The organism is Candidatus Magnetaquiglobus sp. (genome assembly GCF_058402785.1).
Genome location: NZ_JBZVFG010000002.1, coordinates 100,783 through 119,588, shown reverse-complemented (window position 1 = coordinate 119,588; position 18,806 = coordinate 100,783). Strand labels below are relative to the sequence as shown.

Annotated in this window: 16 protein-coding genes and 1 riboswitch; of the genes, 6 read left to right on the top strand and 10 right to left on the bottom strand. The window is 60.9% G+C overall.

Features of this window, described 5'->3' with window-relative positions; all coding sequences use genetic code 11:
• The first annotated feature begins 25 nt into the window (after positions 1-25).
• Positions 26-1,393, top strand: a complete 1,368-nt coding sequence (locus tag ACV4UY_RS01245) for a tRNA nucleotidyltransferase/poly(A) polymerase family protein (RefSeq protein ID WP_491605853.1) — start codon at positions 26-28, stop codon at positions 1,391-1,393.
• A 258-nt stretch (positions 1,394-1,651) separates the two neighbouring features.
• Here the strand turns inward: ACV4UY_RS01245 and dcd are convergent, their stop codons facing one another.
• The 5 genes from dcd to cobU all read right to left on the bottom strand — a co-directional run bounded on the left by dcd (position 1,652) and on the right by cobU (position 5,790).
• Positions 1,652-2,233, bottom strand: coding sequence for a dCTP deaminase (dcd, locus tag ACV4UY_RS01240; RefSeq protein WP_491605852.1), 582 nt, complete (start codon positions 2,231-2,233; stop codon positions 1,652-1,654).
• A 33-nt stretch (positions 2,234-2,266) separates the two neighbouring features.
• The gene (locus ACV4UY_RS01235) at positions 2,267-2,911 is read right to left on the bottom strand and encodes a hypothetical protein (RefSeq protein WP_491605851.1); all 645 of its coding nucleotides are present in this window, start codon (positions 2,909-2,911) and stop codon (positions 2,267-2,269) included.
• Between the two features lie 47 nt (positions 2,912-2,958).
• On the bottom strand, positions 2,959-3,636 hold the full coding sequence (locus tag ACV4UY_RS01230; RefSeq protein ID WP_491605850.1) for an HAD family hydrolase: 678 nt from the start codon (positions 3,634-3,636) through the stop codon (positions 2,959-2,961).
• A 586-nt stretch (positions 3,637-4,222) separates the two neighbouring features.
• Positions 4,223-5,275 (bottom strand): nicotinate-nucleotide--dimethylbenzimidazole phosphoribosyltransferase, encoded by a 1,053-nt coding sequence (gene cobT, locus ACV4UY_RS01225; protein ID WP_491605849.1) that lies wholly within the window; start codon positions 5,273-5,275, stop codon positions 4,223-4,225.
• Positions 5,272-5,790 (bottom strand): bifunctional adenosylcobinamide kinase/adenosylcobinamide-phosphate guanylyltransferase, encoded by a 519-nt coding sequence (gene cobU / locus ACV4UY_RS01220; protein ID WP_491605920.1) that lies wholly within the window; start codon positions 5,788-5,790, stop codon positions 5,272-5,274. The genes cobT and cobU overlap by 4 nt, the downstream gene beginning before the upstream one ends.
• A gap of 167 nt (positions 5,791-5,957) precedes the next feature.
• Between cobU and ACV4UY_RS01215 the strand changes: the two genes are divergently transcribed.
• Together ACV4UY_RS01215 and ACV4UY_RS01210 are read left to right on the top strand one after the other, a co-directional pair.
• On the top strand, positions 5,958-8,183 hold the full coding sequence (locus ACV4UY_RS01215) for an ATP-binding protein (protein ID WP_491605848.1): 2,226 nt from the start codon (positions 5,958-5,960) through the stop codon (positions 8,181-8,183).
• On the top strand, positions 8,170-9,042 hold the full coding sequence (locus ACV4UY_RS01210) for a cobalamin-binding protein (RefSeq protein ID WP_491605847.1): 873 nt from the start codon (positions 8,170-8,172) through the stop codon (positions 9,040-9,042). The genes ACV4UY_RS01215 and ACV4UY_RS01210 overlap by 14 nt, the downstream gene beginning before the upstream one ends.
• Positions 9,043-9,046: 4 nt before the next feature.
• On the opposite strand, the gene ACV4UY_RS01205 is transcribed toward ACV4UY_RS01210, so the two are convergent.
• The 4 genes from ACV4UY_RS01205 to ACV4UY_RS01190 form a co-directional block, all read right to left on the bottom strand.
• Positions 9,047-10,981, bottom strand: coding sequence for a TonB-dependent receptor (locus tag ACV4UY_RS01205; RefSeq protein ID WP_491605846.1), 1,935 nt, complete (start codon positions 10,979-10,981; stop codon positions 9,047-9,049).
• 159 nt (positions 10,982-11,140) lie between these two features.
• Positions 11,141-11,368: riboswitch (cobalamin riboswitch) on the bottom strand.
• Between the two features lie 481 nt (positions 11,369-11,849).
• On the bottom strand, positions 11,850-13,466 hold the full coding sequence (locus ACV4UY_RS01200; protein WP_491605845.1) for an AMP-binding protein: 1,617 nt from the start codon (positions 13,464-13,466) through the stop codon (positions 11,850-11,852).
• 32 nt (positions 13,467-13,498) lie between these two features.
• Positions 13,499-14,836 carry a hypothetical protein gene (locus ACV4UY_RS01195; RefSeq protein WP_491605844.1) on the bottom strand — a complete coding sequence of 446 codons (1,338 nt, stop codon included), beginning with the start codon at positions 14,834-14,836 and terminating at the stop codon, positions 13,499-13,501.
• Positions 14,837-14,934: 98 nt separating this feature from the next.
• On the bottom strand, positions 14,935-15,180 hold the full coding sequence (locus tag ACV4UY_RS01190) for an acyl carrier protein (RefSeq protein WP_491605843.1): 246 nt from the start codon (positions 15,178-15,180) through the stop codon (positions 14,935-14,937).
• Between the two features lie 229 nt (positions 15,181-15,409).
• On the opposite strand from ACV4UY_RS01190, the gene ACV4UY_RS01185 reads away from it, so the two are divergent.
• Complete coding sequence (locus ACV4UY_RS01185) at positions 15,410-15,766, top strand: hypothetical protein (RefSeq protein WP_491605842.1); 357 nt, start codon at positions 15,410-15,412, stop codon at positions 15,764-15,766.
• Here the strand turns inward: ACV4UY_RS01185 and ACV4UY_RS01180 are convergent.
• Entirely contained in the window at positions 15,727-16,317 is a 591-nt protein-coding gene (locus ACV4UY_RS01180) for an arylesterase (protein ID WP_491605841.1), read from the bottom strand. The two genes, ACV4UY_RS01185 and ACV4UY_RS01180, sit on opposite strands and share 40 nt — an antisense overlap.
• Positions 16,318-16,369: 52 nt before the next feature.
• Between ACV4UY_RS01180 and ACV4UY_RS01175 the strand changes: the two genes are divergently transcribed.
• Positions 16,370-17,050: an ABC transporter ATP-binding protein gene (locus ACV4UY_RS01175; RefSeq protein WP_491605840.1), complete on the top strand. Its 681-nt coding sequence runs from the start codon at positions 16,370-16,372 to the stop codon at positions 17,048-17,050.
• Positions 17,051-17,213: 163 nt separating this feature from the next.
• Positions 17,214-18,779, top strand: coding sequence for a methyl-accepting chemotaxis protein (locus tag ACV4UY_RS01170; RefSeq protein ID WP_491605839.1), 1,566 nt, complete (start codon positions 17,214-17,216; stop codon positions 18,777-18,779).
• Positions 18,780-18,806 lie beyond the last annotated feature (27 nt).

Sequence of the window (18,806 nt, the reverse complement as noted above, 5' to 3'; positions counted from 1 at the left end):
TAATGTATCTTTCGGAACAATCACCATGGACACCATGATCCCATCCTTTCCCAACGCTTTCGCACCCTTCATCCGCTCCCTCCTGGACGACATCCAGCGCCTGATCGGACCGATTTACCTTGTCGGCGACGCACCTCTGTGCGGCATTCTCGGCAAACCGCTCCCGAACACCCTGGAACTCCTGGTGGCACGCCCCTTGACCGAATGCCGCAAGCGTCTCCATCGCGGTGATCACCACGAGGCGGTCATGGGGCACAAACACAACAGCCTGATCGTACCCCTCAAGGATTGGTCCCACCCGAAACTGATCGACATCGCCTGTTTCCGCAGCCGTCCCGGTCATCCCGCCACCCTCGAGGAGGATCTGCTGCACCGGGATGTGTCGGTCAACGCCATGGCCTACACTTGGCCGAACGGCCCCCTGGTCGATCCGTTCGGAGGACGCAAGGATCTGCTCAACGGTCCAATCCATCTGGTCAACGGTCAGGATACCCTGCGCGAGAATCCGTTGCGAGCCTTGATCTTCTTCCGGTTCGCCATGATGCTTGGCCAACCGATGGATGCGCGCGATCTGACCCTTGCCACCGAAACCTCCCTGGAGGCGATCATCCCGGAGTTCATCCGCGAGGAGATGGATCGCATCCTCTCCCTGCCGCTCGCCGACGAGGAGAGCCAGAACCAATTGCGCCTGCTGTTCGCCTCGCCCCTCGGCGATCAGGTTCTGCCCCATCTGGCCTCGCTCAAACATCAGGAGAACCATTCGGTCGGCGACACCCCCTGGAGACAGGTGATCGATGCCACCCTGGCCATCTCCGCGCCGGCGGACGGCGAAGAGATCTCGCTCCTGGATCTGCGTTGGGCGATCCTGTTGGGTGGGTATGGTCTCTCCCGGCTCACCTCCCACGACCACATGGAACACAGTCTGGCCCAGATCAACCGCCGTCTCGAATCCCTGGAGTTCTCCAAGCGTCGTTCGCGACGGATCCTCGGATTGCTGCGCAACCTCAACACCAGCACCAGTCCCACGGACCGGCAGCTCAAGCGTTACCTCACCAGCCACATCCCTCTCGAGGGGGTCTATCGATTGATGCAGGCGCTCACTGCGGCCAATCCGGCCATTCCGGAGAGTCAGCGCATCGACGAGGAGCTTCATTTTCAGGAAATTCGCGACCGTTGTCACGCCGTGCGGCGTGCCGAACAACGCATCCGTCCCGAGGATCTCCCTCTTTCCGGCGGCGAGATCCTCGACATGGTGCGCCTTCCGCCGGGTCGCTGGCTGCGGGATTTGCAGGCCGATCTCGTCGAACTGGTCAGCCGTGAACCCCATCGCAACAACAAGGCCGAGCTGCGCGCCCACGTCACCCGGTGGATCATCCGCCAGCGGGAGTTTTAAACCGCGTCTATTTTGAGAGGCGTCGTTTCCCGCCGGGCCACGGTGCAAAATACGAGCTTCGTTCCCAAAAAGCGGAAACGAAGCTCGCGAAGGCTGCGCGCGACGCATTTTTCCCAAAAGACGCGAAAAATGCGTCTTTGAGAAGAGCGCGCTAACCTTAAAAGCAACGTCCCAAGGGCTTTGTCCTTGGATCCCACCAGGGGGATAATCCCCCTGGCCTCGTGATCCTGGAACGACGCATCCCGTGATGGGTGCGGTTCAGGTCTCATCCAGCCCCAACCGGCTCGACAGCGGTCCCTGCTGACCGTGATACTTGGCCCCATGTTTTTTTCCATACGGACGGGTGGTGGGCGAGGAGAGGGTCTCGAACGAGATCGCACCGATCCGCAAACCCGGATGCAGGGCCAGAGGCAGACGTCCGGCGTTGAAGAATTCGAAGGTGATGTGGCCATCCCAGCCCGGATCGATGGAGTGGGCGGTGATGTGGACCATCAACCCCAGTCGGGCCAGACTGCTGCGTCCATCCAGCCACCCGACCAGATCCTCGCCGATGCCGACCCGCTCACGGGTCATGCCCAGGGCGAACTCTCCCGGATGCAGAAAAAATCGCTCCTGATCGCCGAGAACGATCTCCTCCATGCAGGCATCGGAGACCGAATGGATGCTTTTCGAATCGGCCAGATCCAGGTAGGGCATGCGGACGTGCCGGAAGGTGCGAAACCGGTTTCCCAGACTGACATCGATGGAAAAAGATCCAAAGCATGATTCAAGCGGCAAGGGGTCGATGACGATCCGTCCGCTCTCGAGGGCTTTTTGGATATCCTGGTCCGACAGGCGCATGGGTGGTCTCCAATTCCAGGGTAACGATGGGGGTCAGGCGCGCAACGAGGCCGGATTGGTCTGTTTGCGCTGCTTCTGGATCCCTTCGAACACCGCGTTGAAGTCGCGGAACAGGGCTTTGTACTGCTCTGGATCCCGATAGCTCTTCTTGACGAAGTTTTCCGGCAACGCCTCGAGTTCCACCACGTCCTTCCAACCGTTCTCCAGCGCGAAGGCATAATAAGGGTATTCGCGCGGCACGTCATGCGCCAGGACGATGTTGATCGGCACACCCAGGCGCATGGCGGTATAGACCCGATGCATGCCGTCGTTGATCAGGGGCAGCACCCGTCCGTCCGGTTCGTGGGAGATCTCCACCACCGGCGGCATCAGGGGGATCGGTCCCTCCTCGCCCTGGGGCGCTTCGGGATCGGCGAGCCAGAAGAAGAGTCCGCCATCGAGGTTGAAGATGTCGAGGCCGCGCATTCTGAAAAGGTGGTGGAGATCGTGCAGCCGCTGGTGATCCTGCTTGAGCACGTAGCGTTGCGCGGGGTAGAGCGTGGCCGGATCGACCCCGCGCACCAGTTCCAGGCGGGCGTTGCCATAGATCAGCGGTTGGCCGTGTCCTTTGAGGCGGGTGGTGGCGAAACGGGCCAACAGTTCGCCTTCGTCGATCGTTTCAATGCGGGTGATCTTCAAGATGAGCCCTCCATACGTGAGCCGGTTTATATGAGCCGGTTTATTTATCAAGCCAACAAGGCGCGCAAATGTTCCACGCGCAGCGCGTCGATTCCGGCCAGGGTCAGATCCGGTCGCTCCTTCTCACCATTGAGCACTGCCACCAGATCCTCCCGTTCCTTGTCGGGTCGGTGCAGCAGCCAGACGGTTTTGATGCCCAGTCGTCGTGCCGGTTCGATGTCCATGGCAAAGGTGTCGCCGATCATCACCGCCTCTTCGGGCCAGACGCCGATGGCATCGAGGGCGTGTTGATAGATCGCCTCGTTCGGCTTGGAGAGTCCCAAACGACAGGATGCATAAACGGGCACGCGTTCGTACACCTCGGGGAACACCCGAGCGAAACCGAGCAGAAACGGGGTCCAGATGTTGGTGATGAAGGCGTGGGGAATTCGTTCCGCCTCCAGGCGGGAAAGCAAGGCGCGGGCGCCGGGGAGTTCGTAGGCATCCTGGATCTGTTGTTCCCAGAAGCCGGCCACCACCGTGCGGGTCCTCGCCGGATCCCGATCGAAGGTCTGACTCAACCGATCGGCCAGGGTGTCGGGTCCGGTCAAGGGGGTGTGGAACAGCCACCCCTTCAGGGGCTCCCTGGCCTCTGGCGGCAAGTCGAGTTCGCGCATCAACCAGCCGGCGGGACCGACCGCCGGGCCACCGATCATCGTGAAACCGATATCCAGAAAGACGAACATGGGTTGAATGCGCCTTGATGGTAACGATTCAGGACCCCCAAGTTGGCGGGGTCCAGGGCCAGTGGCCCCTGGTGGGATCCAAGGGCGAAGCCCTTGGGAAGTTGCTTTTGATTGTGTCTTTCGCGCGCTCTTCACGATAGGCCAATTTGCGCGCTTTTTGTGAACATTCGCGCAAGCGCGCGATCTTAACTGTGCCCTGAGTGGTTGCCGATTCTGGGTGACGACTCAGGGCGAATCGCACGTCAGCACATAAGTCGCCTCCTGCGGCTTTGGTTTCTTGGGCCATGTTCGCGGCATCGTTGCGCAGATTGATGATGGGGGAGCCTCCCTGCCCCCCGATACCAACCAGTTCGCGACACCACCCAGCACACTATCATGGTCCGGGTGGATTTGGCAAAGTCGCTCTTTGAGAGTCTGTCTGGCAAAGGCCAAGCAGACGACGCGGGCCTTCCTGGCCTGCCAGATTGCGCGGCAAGTTGAGCAGCGATTGATTTCGACTCGCGTTTGTTTGGTGATTTCATGAAGGGAAGCACCAAACAGGCTCTGATTGGCGCGTGGCGCGAACTCCTTCGCAACGGATCCGGGATCATGCGCCTCCCGACACGCCGGCCTCGGCAAAGGTCGCCATCTCCTGGTGCAGGGCGCAGGCGCAGCGCAACAACGGCACGGCCAGAGCCGCTCCGCTTGCCTCGCCCAGACGCATCCCCAACCGCAACAGTGGCTCGGCATCAAGGTCTGTCAACACGGCTTGATGACCCGGTTCGGCGGATTCGTGGGCGAAGAGGAGCCAGGGTCGCGTCTCGGGTCGCAGCCGTACCGCCAGCAGCGCGGCCACCGACACGATGAAGCCATCCACCAGCACGGGCATGCCACTTCGGGCTGCCGCGAGCATGGATCCGGTCAGGGCGGCGATCTCGAAACCGCCCAGATGACGCAGCGTCTCCCACGGGTCATGTGATGTCCGGGCATGTTCAGTCAACGCCTGTTCAATCACGGTCACCTTGCGTGCCATCCCGGCTGAATCCAAGCCGGTGCCCGGACCGGCCAGATGTCGCGGCGTCTCGGCGAGCAGGGCGCAGGCCAGGGCGGTGGCGGCGGTGGTGTTGCCGATGCCCATCTCTCCGCCGATGAAGAGGTCGCATCCCGCCTTCCGTGCCCGCTCCACCGCCTCGGCCCCGGCCTCGAAGGCGATGCGCAGAGACTGCCCGGTCATGGCCGGTTGGGTGCGGAAATCCGCCGTTCCATCCCCGGCGCGACGGGAGATCACACCGGGAAGCGGTCCCGGGTCCGCGACGACCCCCACATCCACCACCTCGAGAGGGGCGCCGAGCTGGCGGGCGAGGACGTTGATCGCGGCCCCGCCTCGGGAGAAATTGCGCACCATCTCCCGTGTCACCTCCTGGGGATAGGCAGAGACGCCGGCCTTCGCCACGCCGTGATCCCCGGCGAACACCACGATGCGTACCCGGTCGAGGCAGGGGGAATCCCGGCCTTGCAGGGCGCAGATCCGGATGGCGATCCCTTCCAGCTCTCCCAGGGAGCCGGGGGGCTTGGTCAGTTGATTCTGTCGTGCCTTGGCGCGGGTTTCGTGTTCCAGGGAGGGGCAGGGGATGGGATCGTTGAGCCAGAGAGGTTTCATGGGGTGTTTCCTTTCAGGGTTATTGGCAGTCCGGCCACCATCAGGGTCACTTGATCGGCCAGGCGGGCCAGTTCCTGGTGGAGCCAACCGCTCTCATCGACGAATTGACGGCTGAGCGCGCCCACGGGCACCACGCCGAGCCCGGTTTCATTGCTTACCAGCACCAGCTCACCGGATACCCGGTTCAACGCCGCCAACAACGCCTGGCGCTCCCGCTGGTACCGGGTCGGGTCCGCATCCAGCAACAGATTGGTCAACCAGAGGGTCAGGCAATCCACCACCAGGAACCGGTCCGCTCCGTCACGGCGCAGCAGCGTCTCTCCAAGGGCCAACGGCTCCTCGATCACCTGCCAGCCGGTCGGGCGACTCGCCCGGTGCCGTTCGATGCGCGCGGCCATCTCCGCATCCTCGGCCCGCGCCGTCACGATCAACGCCACCTGACGTCCACTCGCCTCGGCCAACCGGGTGGCCAGCGTGCTCTTCCCCGATCGGGCCCCGCCCAGAATCAGATGCATGGCCATTTTTTCATCCCCATCACGACTGCCCCTCCCTTGTTCCTTGTCGATACTGGCGGCAGTTTTACTTGAAATTGGAACGCTTGTCCAAGCGTTGACAGAGTGGGAACGGCGGAATTATCATGCAATTTCGGCAATTCGCCATTTCTGGATACAACTCGCCCGACATGTTTCATCCCGCCCTTTTCGTCGCGCTCCGGATCCTGACCCTGGCCTTGGGCGTTTGGCTTGCCTTGCCCATTCCAGTCGGCGCCCACGACCCGGACGGGGATCGCGACCCATCCATCCTCCCGCATGCCCACGATCTGCTCGACCCGGAGACGTTGGCCAGCCTGCATGGCAAGACCCTGCGGTTGGGCATCGATCCAGCCTGGCCGCCGATCGAGTTTCTCGATGCCCAGGGCCAATACGCTGGCATCGCCTCTGCTTTCATCGGTCATCTGGCCCAGCGCCTCGGATTCACGGCGCAACCCGTTCAGGGGCTCGCCTGGCCTCAGGTGTTGGCGCAGATCCGCACCGGAGAGATCGATCTGATCCCGGCCATCACCCCCACCGAACAGCGTGCCCGTTACATCCGCTTCACCAAGCCCTACATCCAGTTTCCGGCGGTGATCATCTCCCGCAACGTGCATGATGGGGGAAGAACCCTCTCATCCCCCTTATCCTGGACCTCCCTTCGGGAGTTTCAGGATAAGGGGGATGGGCGTTTCATCGGAGGGATCGGCGACCTGATCGGGTTGAAATTCGGGGTGTTGCAGGGGTATGTGATTCACGAACATCTGCAACGGGACCATCCGGAGCTGACCCCCATCCTCTATTCGAGCCTCGAAAAGGGCTTGATGGATCTCTCCTCCGGAGATCTGGACGCCTTTATCGACAACCTTGGCTCGATCACCTACACCATCGATCAGATGGGCCTGACGAATCTGAAGATCGCCGCCCCCACGCCCTACAGCTTCACACTGGCCATCGGGGTGAGCCAACATCTGCCGCCCGAGGTGGTCACCGCCCTCGACAGGGCACTCGATGCCATGACCCACGCGGACAAGGCGGCCATCAAGAACCGCTGGCTGGCGATCCGCTACGAGTTCGGCCTCGACTGGAGCGAGGTGTGGCATTGGATCCTGGTCGGTGTGATTCTGATCGCTTTGGTTTTGGGGGCGATTCTCCATTGGAACCGCCGTCTGCGTCAGGCCAGGGAGTTGGCCGAGACGGCCAATCAAGCCAAAAGCGCATTCCTCTCCAACATGAGCCACGAGATTCGCACCCCGTTGAACGCCATTCTCGGCATGGCGGACATTCTTTGGGAGAGCGAGTTGAACGACGTGCAACGCGGCTACGTGCGCATCTTTCGTTCCGCGGGGGAGAATCTGCTCGGCGTGATCAACGACATCCTGGATATCTCCAAGATCGAATCCGGGCGTTTTTGCATCGATCACGTCCCATTCATGCTTCCGGAACTGCTCGAGGTGTGTCGCGAAATTCAATCCGCCCGCGCGCGCCAAAAGGGACTGACGCTCCATCTGGGCATCGCGCCTTCGGTTCCCGAGGCCATGAGGGGCGATCCGATGCGTTTGCGACAGATTCTGTTGAATCTGCTCGGCAACGCCATCAAGTTCACCGAGACCGGTTCCGTCTACCTGACGGTCCGGCCCGTCGACCCGCCTGGGGGGGCGTCTTCGGGCAAGGGGCGGAGCTGGATCAGCTTCGCGGTGCGGGATACCGGCATCGGCATTCCACCGGATCGTCTCGAGGGGATTTTCAACAGCTTTGCCCAGGCCGACACCTCGATTACCCGACGCTTCGGCGGCACGGGTCTGGGATTGGCCATCGTCAAGCAGTTGGTCATCAAGATGGGGGGGACGATCGAGGTCGAAAGTCAACCGAACGCGGGTTCCACCTTTCGTGTCGTGCTGCCCCTGGTGCTCTCCTCCCGGGCCGAATGCGAACAGGCGGAACAGGATCGACTCTCCGCCGAATCCATGCCCAAGGCGCCGCGTCTCTCCCATCGTCCCCGCATTCTGCTGGCCGATGATACCGAGGAGAACCGCCTGCTCTTTGGGGCCTACCTGGAAAAAACGCCCTATGAGGTGGTCATGGTCGAGAATGGCGCCGAGGCCCTGGCCTGCCTGCGGGCTGAACCGTTCGATCTGGTGCTCATGGATGTGCAGATGCCGGTCATGGATGGTTTGACCGTCACGCGCATCTGGCGTGCCGAAGAGCCCCACGACCGGCATCTGCCGATCGTGGCCCTCACCGCCTATGCCTTGACCGAAAACATCGCCCAAAGTCTCGACGCCGGTTGCGATACCCACCTCTCCAAGCCGGTGCGCAAGCGGGCCCTGCTGACCACCATCGAACGGTATGTGGGAACCGGTCATGTGGAGGGGTGATGCCGGTTGGTTGGCGCGGCTGCTTTTGATCTTGTGGTTGGGCGGGTGTGGGGCGGTCGTCGCCGCGCCGACCGATCCGCCCTCTCCCAGGCGCATCGTCGCCCTTGCCCCAAACCTCACCGAGCTGCTTTTTGCCGTCGGTGCCGGCGGGCAACTGGTGGCGGTGGCCGATTACAGCGACCACCCCCCGGAGGCCCGTGCCATTCCCCGCATCGGCGGTTACGACCGTTTCGATCCCGAGGCGGTGATCGCCGCCCGTCCGGATCTGGTGATCGGCTGGCCGGGAGGCAATCCGGAACATCTGCTGGAGAGCCTCAAGCGGTTCGGCTTGACCCTTTGGCTGTTGGATCCGCGCCGTCTGGATGACATCCCGGCGGCACTCGAAACCCTGGCCACCCTGACCGGTCACAAGGATCAGGGAGACCGACAGGCCGCCGCGTTCCGGGAGCGGCTGGAGCGGTTGCGGTCGCGTCTGCGTCGGGGTGAACCGGTTCGCGCCTTCTATCAGGTTTGGCACGAGCCGCTCATGACCGTCAACGGCGACCATCTGATCAGCGACGTGATCCGCCTGTGCGGCGGCGAGAACATCTTCGCCGACCTGCCCGGACTGGCTCCGGTGATCGATCTGGAGGCGGTGTTGGCCCGTGATCCGGAGGCGATCGTGGCCAGCGGCATGGATGCCTCGCGACCCGAGTGGCTCGATCACTGGCAGCGTTGGAGTCCGCTTCTGGCCGTGCGCCGGGGGAACCTTTTCTTCGTTCCCCCGGACCTGCTCCAGCGTCACACCCCACGCATCCTGGATGGCGCGGAGCTGCTTTGCGATCAGATGGCGCAGGCGCGCCAGCGTCGCGGGCGGTGACCGGTCAGAAGCGCGACGTGACCCCCACCAGAAAAGTCCGTCCCGGCGAGGCGAACCAGCCCCGCTCGGGCGGAAATCCGAAGCTCAAGCCGCCGAACTCCGCATATTCGCGTCCGGTCAGGTTGTTTACCTTCAACCAACCCGTCGTGTTGGACCAGTGATGACGCACGCTCGCATCCAGGAGCAAATATCCCGCCTGTTCGCCGTAGCCATTGGCGAAGTCGCTGATGTAAGGGCGTGATCCGATGTAACGACCATCCAGCTCCCAGGTCTGTTGTTCCCACGGGAAATAGCGGAGCGTGCCGCCTCCCTTGAAGCCGGCGACACCGGGCATCCGTTTGCCGGCATAGGTGCCGGAGTCGATTTCCGCTTTTGTCCAGGTCGTGTAACCGGTCAGGGACCAGGATTCGAACTGTTTTTCCAATTGCAGCTCCAAACCGTCGCGGGTTACCGTGCCATTCAGGTTGGCATTCACCCCAGCCATGAGGTCGTAGTAGATCTCATCCCGTGTCACGACACGAAACAGATTGATCTCCCCCTTGAGCGTGGGGTTCCAGGTGTGCCGCCAACCGGTCTGCCACTCTTGAGCCTGTTGCGGTCGAATCGCCGTATTGACGTTGACCAGGAAGGTCGTGGTGTCGAACACGAAGAACTCATCGAGCAGCGGGAAGCGGAAGCTCCGGGAGAAATTGACGTGCAGTCGATTGTGGGCATCGGGTTCATAGGCGATGCCCGTGGAGTAGGCCTGCTCATTCCGACGTACCCGATCCGGTTGATAGGCGGCGAATTGAAATTCTGCCCGATCGTGGCGGAACGCTTGCGTCCATGTCCATTGAGGCGACAACCGGAGTTCGTTATGCGCATAGATCCCCAGGGACTCTTTTCCCAGATCGTCGCCGCCGATGCGTGCCTCGACGTCCTGATAATCCAGCCCCACGGTCACCTGATCGTTGATTCCGCCCCAGGCGCGATCGATCCTCAGTCGGGGTGCCAGCATCCAACTGTCCATTTTAGAACGAAAATTGAAGGGATTGAACAGTTGCTCCCGATTTCGTTTGGAAAGATCCATGGTGAATTGCGCGTGTTCGGAAAGACGCAACTCCGGGGTTATCTGGATATGATAGTCGGTCACCTCCGCGGACTGGTTGGGCGTGGTGGTGGCTTTTCTGTTGATTCCCTTGGCCAGATCGCTCTCCTTGATCGCGGAGGGAAGGCGTGACGTGTCCGTCTGATAGCCGGCGCTCAAGTTCAGTGTCAGGGCATCATGGGCCTGATAGCGGAGTTTCAGGCCGGTATCGCGGGCTTCCAGATCGCTGTTGTCGCGAAATCCGTCCAGATTCTTGAACCCGGCACTCAAGGCGTAGGAGAGATCGTTGTGTGTTCCGTCCAGGTTCAGGCGTGTGGTGGCCAGGCCATGACTCCCGGCCTCGACCTGGATCTCACGCTCCGACTCTTGACCGCCGGAGCGGGTGATGATGTTCACGACCCCTCCCGTGGCATTATCCCCGTAGAGTGCGCCAGCCGATCCGCCGCGGATGATTTCGATTTTTTCAACGCGTGCCAGAGGGATTTGCAACCAGTCCACGCCGCTCAGATCGGCCTGATTGATGCGTCGTCCATCGACCAGCACCAGGGTATTGTACCCCGAGGTTTCGCCGAAGCCGCGCAGATCGACGTTGAAGTAGCGACTGTTGCCGGTGATATCGACGACATGGAGTCCGGCCTTGCCGCGCAACAGGTCCGGGATCGAGGTGGCGTGGCTTTCGGCGATCTCTTCGCGGCTGATGGTGGTGATTTGGGTTGGAATGGTCGAGCGTTTGGCTGGGAAGCGGGTTGCGGTGACCACCGTTTCATCAAGGGTGGTGGTTTCGGCGGTTTGGCCGTCAGTGGGGGGAATGAAACCAAGGCATAACAAGGACAGGCAGGAAATCCGACGCATGGGGCGTTCCTCCGGATCTGTTTCTCGAGCTCTCCCGCATCGAGAACAAGGGGGGTGTGCGTCCACGCGGATCAGGGGAGAAAGAACGGAAACTGCTGGAAAAACCGTCGGAAAGCCAAGCGCAAGGGTTTTCCAAGCCGCCGCCCCGCGCGACGCGACTTAAAAAATCACCTCAAGGCCGGTCTCCGGGCTGACGAGCGACATGGGGGCATTCCCATGTCAGCGAAAATCGCCTTCCCACCCTTTTTGGGCAGTGGCATCCATCCATTTTCGCTTTGACTCGATCACCGTTGCGGGGGCAGCGCCGGATTTGAAGAGGGATCTTCCACCGGACTTCCCGTTTCACCCCTCCCTTGCGGGTGGGGAACCTTGCGGCATGGGTGGAGACGATAGAGAGGTGGGGTGTGGGCTGTCAAGGGGAAAAAATGGCTGTAGAGGGTGTGGATGGAGTGGTTATGATGATTGATGATATATGTTATCGAAAGGGTTTGGAGTCAAAACGGTTGCGGGGGAACGGGGGTCGAAGGTCCCCGGCGGAGGTTTGGATTCATAACTTCAGAAGTTTTCACTTTGATTTTTATTTTGAAGGCTTCTCTTTAGTCTTTCTGTGCGTTTTAGTTCGAAAGGCGCACGAAAGGAAAAAGATATAAAAATCGAAAGAATATAAAGGAAAGGAAAGGAAAGATCAAAACCTCAGGGCTTCGCCCCGAACCCCACCAGGGGCCATTGGCCCCTGGACCCCGCCAATTTTACGCCCCGGACCCCGCCAATTTTACGCCCCGGACCTCGCCAGTTTTACGCCCCGGACCTCGCCAGTTTTACACCCCGAACCCCGCCCGCCCGTTTGTTCGTGCATCATCCCCCCCCATCATCCCTCCGTCATCCCCTCCACCAACTCGACCAACTTCGGCAAATCCACCTTGTTGTTGGCATTGAGCGGTAGTTGGGATAATCTCTGCAACTGCTTGGGCACCATGTACGGCGGCAAACGCCGTGCCATCTCGGCCAGAATCTCCTCGTCCGCTACCTTCGAACCACTCACAAAACCAACCACACTCGTGACATTCCCCCCGCGCGGCGGCCAGCCGATCACCGCGACCTGCTCGCTTCCGGCAACCTGACGCAACACATGCTCGATCTCAGACAACTCCACCCGATAACCGCGGATCTTCAACTGCCGGTCCACACGATCCAAATAGTGGTAACCTACCCCGTCCCGCCACGCCACCAGATCCCCGGTCCGGTACCAACGCCGCACCACCCCGTCCGGTCCCGACATCTCCCGATAGCTCTTTTCGGTCTCGACGGGATTGCGCCAATAGCCCGGCGTCACCTGCGAACCCGCCAGACATAACTCCCCACGCGCACCATCCTCGTTGGCGACCAGTCGATCATCGACCAACAACGCCGCCATCTGACCCGGATAGGGAAGACCGATCGGCACGATGTCGTTGAGACACTCCCCATCCGAAACCTCCGGACGCCAGAGGTAACCGGTGACGCAGATCGTCCCCTCGGTGGGACCGTAACTGTTGTCGATCACGGCGTTTGGAGCGGCAACCTGCCAGCGTCGCGCCGCCTCGCGCCCGAGTCGTTCACCACCAAACACCGTCCAACGCAACGACGGAAACACACCAGGACGCAACAGGTGCATGCGCCGCATGAAATCGATCACCGCCGGAACCGACTCCCAAAAGGTGATCCCATGCTCCTGAATGAACTTCGCCGGCGCCATGCGCTGCTCTTCAGGCACCGGATAAAGCGTCGCACCCGCAGCCCAGCAAACGAACTGGTCATACACCGAAGCATCAAACGTCATGTCGCTGTGCTGCGAAAACCGATCCTCCGAAGTGGGACGATACCGCTCCAGCATCCCCTCCACGAACGCCTGAACATTCTCCTGGGAAACCATCACCCCCTTGGGAATCCCGGTGCTGCCTGACGTGAAGAGCAGATAGGCGATGCCGTGGGTGGGAGACTTGGGTTCACGAATGGTCCTGGGAACCACGGCTAACTCGGCTTGGCTGATGAAACGATGTCGCGACTGGTCCGCAGTCCACGCGGGCAGAACGGCGTGATCCGGCATGAGTACGGTCAATGGACGCGGCATCTGCTCCAGAAGTTCTTGCGCACCCTCCGCGCACCGGCCATCCAGAATCAACATCCCGATCCCGGACAGATCGGCGATGCGCAGGTTGCGCGCCACCGGGAAATGCGGGTTGAACGGTACATATCCCTTGCCGGCATACAGAATCGCCAATACGGCGACATAGGCAGTCGCGCTGCGATAGCCGAACATTCCCACCGTCGGTTGCTCCGGGTCGGGGGCATGCGCTTCGATGGCCGAGGCGAGCGCCAATACCCGCTCCAGGATCGCGGCGTAACGGAACGTCGTGCCCCCTACGCACAAGGCGGGATGGTCGCCCTGACGCAGGGCGCTTTGATGGAATCCAATGGCGATGTTGATCGGGCTGGGGCTGTTCATCCGCATCCGGGCGTTCAATGAAAGAGGGTGGATTACAAACGGATGCCGAAAATGGCAAAAAAGAAGGTGGTATCGGTCATGAACGAGGAGTTGCCATGGTCCCAGATACGCAGAATGGTGAAAAAGAGCCATACGCCAGCAATCTTGCGCACCGTCGTCCAGGGGGACGGGGTAGCGGCATGCTCCTTGCCTCGTTGGCTTTGTTCTTTCAGGATGCTCAGGAAGATCGCCAGTCCGAGCACGACCGTGTAGAACAGGTAGGATGAGAATCTGGCGAAGTCGAGGGGCTCGCCGCTGATCATCAGTCGGTCGAAATGTTGCAGAAAATGATAGTAAAAGTTTCCGAAACAGGCCGAGGCCATGGTGGCCGCGAAGATGCGCAGCTTGGGATGGTTGCGGAAAAAGGAGAGATAGATCGGAAAAAAGAAGAAATCGACCAGAAGCTCCTTGAAATAAAAATAATACCGGTTCCAGAAATCGATCAGACTCTTGGCCAGCAAAGGCTTGTAGGTGTTGCGGAAGACATGGAAACCGAACAGACGCAGACAGCCGACGATCATATGTCCGTAAATGGCCAGCTGGGTGGTTTCGTAAACCATGTCGATGACCAGACTGCTCCAGACCAGGGCCAGATGCGGCATCGTGGTGGCGCTGATGGCGATCAGTTCGGTGATGTGGTAGAGCTTGAACAACGGTGGAAGGTTGGGATCCGAACTGAAGAAGAGCCAGTCGAGCACATCCAGGCTCTGATCCCAGATGAAGGCAAGCACAAGCAGCTTGAGACCGGCCAGCTGGGCCTTGGCCAGATCCAGGCGCCCGTCGGCCATTTTGGAGTTGAGGTACTCCAACCCCTTGCCGAATGGTACCTGGCTTGAGCCCAGGTAGGGAAGACAATAGGTTAGATGATCGATGAATTTTGTTTTCTTTATCGACCCCCGTTTGCCCGAATAGAGCATGAAGCCGAGACGCCAGACCAGAAAGGAAAAGAAGATCAGACAGACGTTCAGGTTGGCGGTGAAAACCCAGGCTGGATTCTGACGGAAATCGTCCGGCAGGTAGAAAATCACGATGATGGCCAGCCACAACAGAAGGTGCAGGGCGACCTGGGGATTGCTCCTGACGATTTTCGGCAGCTTGGAAAACGACAGGGAGACCCGGTAGAACAGATAGATCAGACCAACGATGATCGCGGCGTCGAAAGCGAACCAGAAGGTCTGGAACACCTGGAGCTGATTGAGTTTTTTAAGCAGAAACAGTCCGCCGCCGCCGATGCCCATGATCCAGAGTCGCTTGGCGGGGAAGAGTTGCGCCACCACCATCACCGGAACCAGAAAAAGGTATTCGGTGGCGCTTAAAAACAAAACAACCAAGACCCAAAGAGTTATGTTTCCGTGCGGGGTGACGGAAAACTCCCAAAGACGTTGGTTCTCGTGGAGTTGGGTGATTTTCTGGTAAAGATCTCTGGAAGTCATTTCGCTTGTCTGTCAATGAGATCCAGGATCTTGTGAATCGATTCGAGTTCCACGGGATCGACTCCGGTTTCGGAGAAGTCGATGCCGAATTCGGATTCCAGGAAGGCGATGATCTCCAGCATGGCCAGGGAGTCGATGAGTCCGGATTTGATCAGGCCGTCGTCATCATGGATCCGATCCATGCGTGAGTCGGGGCGTTTGATGGTGTTGAGGAACCGAAGGAGTTTTTCCCGGTTTGCCATGGCAGTGCATCCTGGTTTGGAAGAAAGGCGTCGGGGCTGGTTGGCTCGGGCGCGCGGTCCGTGAGACAAGTCTCTCTAAGATTGCGCCATTTGGCTCGCGATTTCAAGGCTTGGCCCTTTCCCAAACAGGGTTTTTCGTGTTTTCCCTCGCTCGCGGCCCGGGAATGACCTATATTCGGGTTGATCAGATGGGTGACATGGGGCTGGATCTCATTCGGGAGGGTGATCCGTGGGCATGCTCGGATATGTGATTCTGGGGTTGTCGGTGTTGCTGGTGTTCGTGCCCCTGGTGGGCGGTTATGGAACCCTGGTGCCTGGCGTGCTGGCGTTTCTGGCGCGGGGAGCCGGGTTGATGCCTGCCTTGGCCGGAGTGGGGATCAATGGGCTCCATCTGCTGTTTTTTTCCGATTTTCTCCGTTTCAACGCCGCCTCCGGAATGCGGGACGGGGTTTGGACGCCGGTGGTGATCTATGTCCTGCTGATCCTGGTGCAGTTGGGCGCGGGGACCCTGTTGGGGATGCGGCGTTTTCTGCCCGTCGCTTCCGATCAACGCTCGGGGGCGGGTTCCAGTCGTGGGAGCACATGACGCCACACCGTCTCGAGAATCACCCGATACCCGGCGCTGGTGGGATGGATGCCATCGGGTTGGTTCATCACCGGATTGCCGGCCACTCCCTCCAGGAAAAAGGGGATCAGGTCGGCGCCGCTCTCCTCGGCCACCTCCGGGTAGATCGCCGCGAACCGTTCCTCGTAGCCGCCGCCGTAATTGGGCGGCAGACGCATGCCACCAAGCAGGATCCCCACCCCGGTTCTTTTCAACATGGCGTTGATCTGCAAAAGGTTCTCCTTCATGATGTCCAGATCCAGACCACGCAGGCCGTCGTTGGCGCCCAACACCACGATGGCCAGGGTCGGCTTGGCGCGCAGCGACCACTCCAAACGCCGCAACGCCCCCGCCGTGGTGTCTCCCGACAGGCCGGCATTGATCACGCGGTGCGGATAGCCGTGTTGCGCCAGACGCTGTTGCAGCATGGAGGGATAATCGGTTCCGGGCATCACCCCCCATCCGGCGGTCAGACTGTCGCCCAGACAGAGGATCACCGGCCTTTCGTCGGCGCGCGCGGGGGTGGAAAACATGAGTATGACTCCAAGAAAAAACAGATAAATAGATCGATTACGAGGCTTGAACATGATCCGTCTGGAATCCGTGGCGTATGCGGTGGAACATGCCGGGAGGCATCTGGAGATCCTCTCCGGTGTGGATCTGGAGGTGGCGCCGGGCGAAATCGTTGCCTTGACCGGCCCCTCGGGAAGCGGCAAGAGCACCCTTCTGGCGCTGATCGCCGGGCTGGAACGGCCCACGGCAGGCCGGATCCGGGTGGATGGGGTGACCCTGGCCGGACTCTCCGACGAGGAGTTGGCACGGCTGCGACGTGAACGGATGGGGATCGTGTTTCAGGATTTTCATCTCATCACCACCTTGACCGCCCTGGAAAACGTCGCCTTGCCCCTGGAGTTGGCCCGCACCGCCAACGCCCGTGAACGGGCGCGACGTTTGCTCGAACAGGTGGGACTCGGCGAACGGCTGCATCATCGACCCCTCGAGATGTCCGGCGGCGAGCAGCAGCGCGTGGCCATCGCCCGTGCCTTCGTGGCCCATCCGGCGTTGATCCTGGCCGATGAACCAACCGGCAACCTCGACCTGGAGACAGGAAGCCGGGTCATGGAGCTGTTGTTTCAACTTACCAGAAGCTGGCATGCGGCGATGCTGCTGGTGACCCACAATCCAGAGTTGGCCGCCCGTGCCCATCGTCATTATCGTCTGCATGGCGGCGCCCCGCAAGAACTCCCGATGTCTGCGCCGGCCTGATGATGTCGCAATGATTGGAAAGCTGCTAAATTTTCTCGAATTGCGTGAATCAACCTTGACCCTGGTCAAGGTTGATGCTAATGATTTCCAGACGAGTGATGGATTTTTGTTTGATTTATAGATGTTTATAAATTTCAATCAGGCGCGTCGGCAAGGGGGGAACATGATCCGGTTTGCGGCGGTGAGAGACTCCATTGGCCTGCGTCTGCTCCTGGTGGCCGGAATAGCCGGATCCCTGAGCCTGCTCGGCATGGGTGGAATCGCCCTGTATCGCATGCAGGCCGGCATGGTGGAGCAGTCGGAGCAGAACATCCGGCAATTGACCGAGACCGCGGTACAGGGGATCGAGGCGATCATGCTGGGCGGCAATTCGGACGTGGCCCGCAAGTACGCCGAAAGTCTCAAGGGGGTCGCCGGGGTGGAACGGTTCCAGGTGCTCCGGCTCGACGGGAAGGAGGCGTTTCGCGACGAGAACGGCGGCACGCCGGGTGAGAACGGTTTCGTGGGCTTTTCCCAATTCGACGCGGGCAAGGTGGGTCGGGAGATGGGGCAGGCCGTGCAGAGCAGTCAGTCGGTCTCCAGTGTGAGCCAGGGGGGCGATGGCTTTTCCAGGGTGAGCTACTGGGTGCCGCTCCTGAACAAACCGGAGTGCCATGCCTGCCACGGGGGGGATCACAAGGTCCGTGGGGTGCTGCATCTGACCCTCTCCCTCGGGGAGGCCGAGTCCCGCATCCAACGCGTGGGATGGGAGTTGGGTGGTGCCCTGATCGTGTTTCTGACTCTTTTTCTGTATGCCTTGTGGGAGATCTTCCGGCGGCAGGTGACCCGTCCCCTGTCGCGCATGAGCGCGGTTCTGGAAGTGATCGCCAGCGGAGATCTGCGCACGCGGCTGGAAGTGGATGCCGAGGCCCGCGATGAGGTGTCGAGCATCGGACGTCATGTCAACACCATGGCCGACAGCCTGGAGGGGACCATTCTCGCGGTGCGCGGGCAGTCGCGAACCTTGGCCGAAGGGATCGGATCGTTTTCGCGGGTGCGCGAGCAGTTGGAAACCGGAACCGGTCAAACCACCTCGGTCTCCGAGGAGGTCGCCCGCTTCATGCGGGTGATCATCGGGGGGATTTGGGAGAGCGTCGAGCGTTCCCAGGGGGCCGAGAAGGTGGCCCGTCAGGCGGCGGAACGGGCGGTCGAGGGTGGCAAGACGGTGCGCGAGGCGATCGCGGCCATGACCGAGGTGGCCGAAAAGACCGGAATCATCCAGGAGATCGCCCGGCAGACCAATCTGTTGGCGTTGAACGCCGCCATCGAGGCGGCACGCGCGGGTGACGTGGGCCGCGGCTTCGCGGTGGTGGCCGGCGAGGTGCGCAAGCTGGCCGAACGCAGCCGCGCCGCCTCCGAGGAGATCGGACGGATCACCGGCAGCACCCTGTCGGTGGCGCGCCGGGTCGGGGAGGTGCTGGATCAACTGGTGCCGGCGATCATCCGCACCGCCGAGGAGGTCCAGCGCATCGACCAGCTCTCCGGCCATCAGAACGATGGTGCGGTACACATCTCCGAGGCGGTGAGCCGGCTGGATCAGGTGGTGCGGGACAGCGTGATCACCTCCGGTCGGGTGAGCGACATCGCCGGCGAGTTGCTGACCGCCTCCTCGGAGCTGGAACAGGCCATCGCGGTGTTCAAGCTACAGGCGGATGGGATGGATGAGCGCGGAGAGGGAATTCCGGGATGATGCGGGGGAGTGCCCGCCAGCCCTGAC

What these genes read in the sequence shown, in the direction of transcription:
- cobU (WP_491605920.1), bottom strand. Translation starts at nt 5,790, where the DNA reads ATGCATCTGATTCTGGGCGGGGCCCGATCGGGGAAGAGCACGCTGGCC.
- ACV4UY_RS01200 (WP_491605845.1), bottom strand. Translation starts at nt 13,466, where the DNA reads ATGAACAGCCCCAGCCCGATCAACATCGCCATTGGATTCCATCAAAGC.
- ACV4UY_RS01190 (WP_491605843.1), bottom strand. Translation starts at nt 15,180, where the DNA reads ATGGCAAACCGGGAAAAACTCCTTCGGTTCCTCAACACCATCAAACGC.
- ACV4UY_RS01215 (WP_491605848.1), top strand. Translation starts at nt 5,958, where the DNA reads ATGTTTCATCCCGCCCTTTTCGTCGCGCTCCGGATCCTGACCCTGGCC.
- ACV4UY_RS01170 (WP_491605839.1), top strand. Translation starts at nt 17,214, where the DNA reads ATGATCCGGTTTGCGGCGGTGAGAGACTCCATTGGCCTGCGTCTGCTC.
- ACV4UY_RS01175 (WP_491605840.1), top strand. Translation starts at nt 16,370, where the DNA reads ATGATCCGTCTGGAATCCGTGGCGTATGCGGTGGAACATGCCGGGAGG.
- ACV4UY_RS01205 (WP_491605846.1), bottom strand. Translation starts at nt 10,981, where the DNA reads ATGCGTCGGATTTCCTGCCTGTCCTTGTTATGCCTTGGTTTCATTCCC.
- dcd (WP_491605852.1), bottom strand. Translation starts at nt 2,233, where the DNA reads ATGCGCCTGTCGGACCAGGATATCCAAAAAGCCCTCGAGAGCGGACGG.
- ACV4UY_RS01210 (WP_491605847.1), top strand. Translation starts at nt 8,170, where the DNA reads ATGTGGAGGGGTGATGCCGGTTGGTTGGCGCGGCTGCTTTTGATCTTG.
- ACV4UY_RS01180 (WP_491605841.1), bottom strand. Translation starts at nt 16,317, where the DNA reads ATGTTTTCCACCCCCGCGCGCGCCGACGAAAGGCCGGTGATCCTCTGT.
- cobT (WP_491605849.1), bottom strand. Translation starts at nt 5,275, where the DNA reads ATGAAACCTCTCTGGCTCAACGATCCCATCCCCTGCCCCTCCCTGGAA.
- ACV4UY_RS01245 (WP_491605853.1), top strand. Translation starts at nt 26, where the DNA reads ATGGACACCATGATCCCATCCTTTCCCAACGCTTTCGCACCCTTCATC.
- ACV4UY_RS01230 (WP_491605850.1), bottom strand. Translation starts at nt 3,636, where the DNA reads ATGTTCGTCTTTCTGGATATCGGTTTCACGATGATCGGTGGCCCGGCG.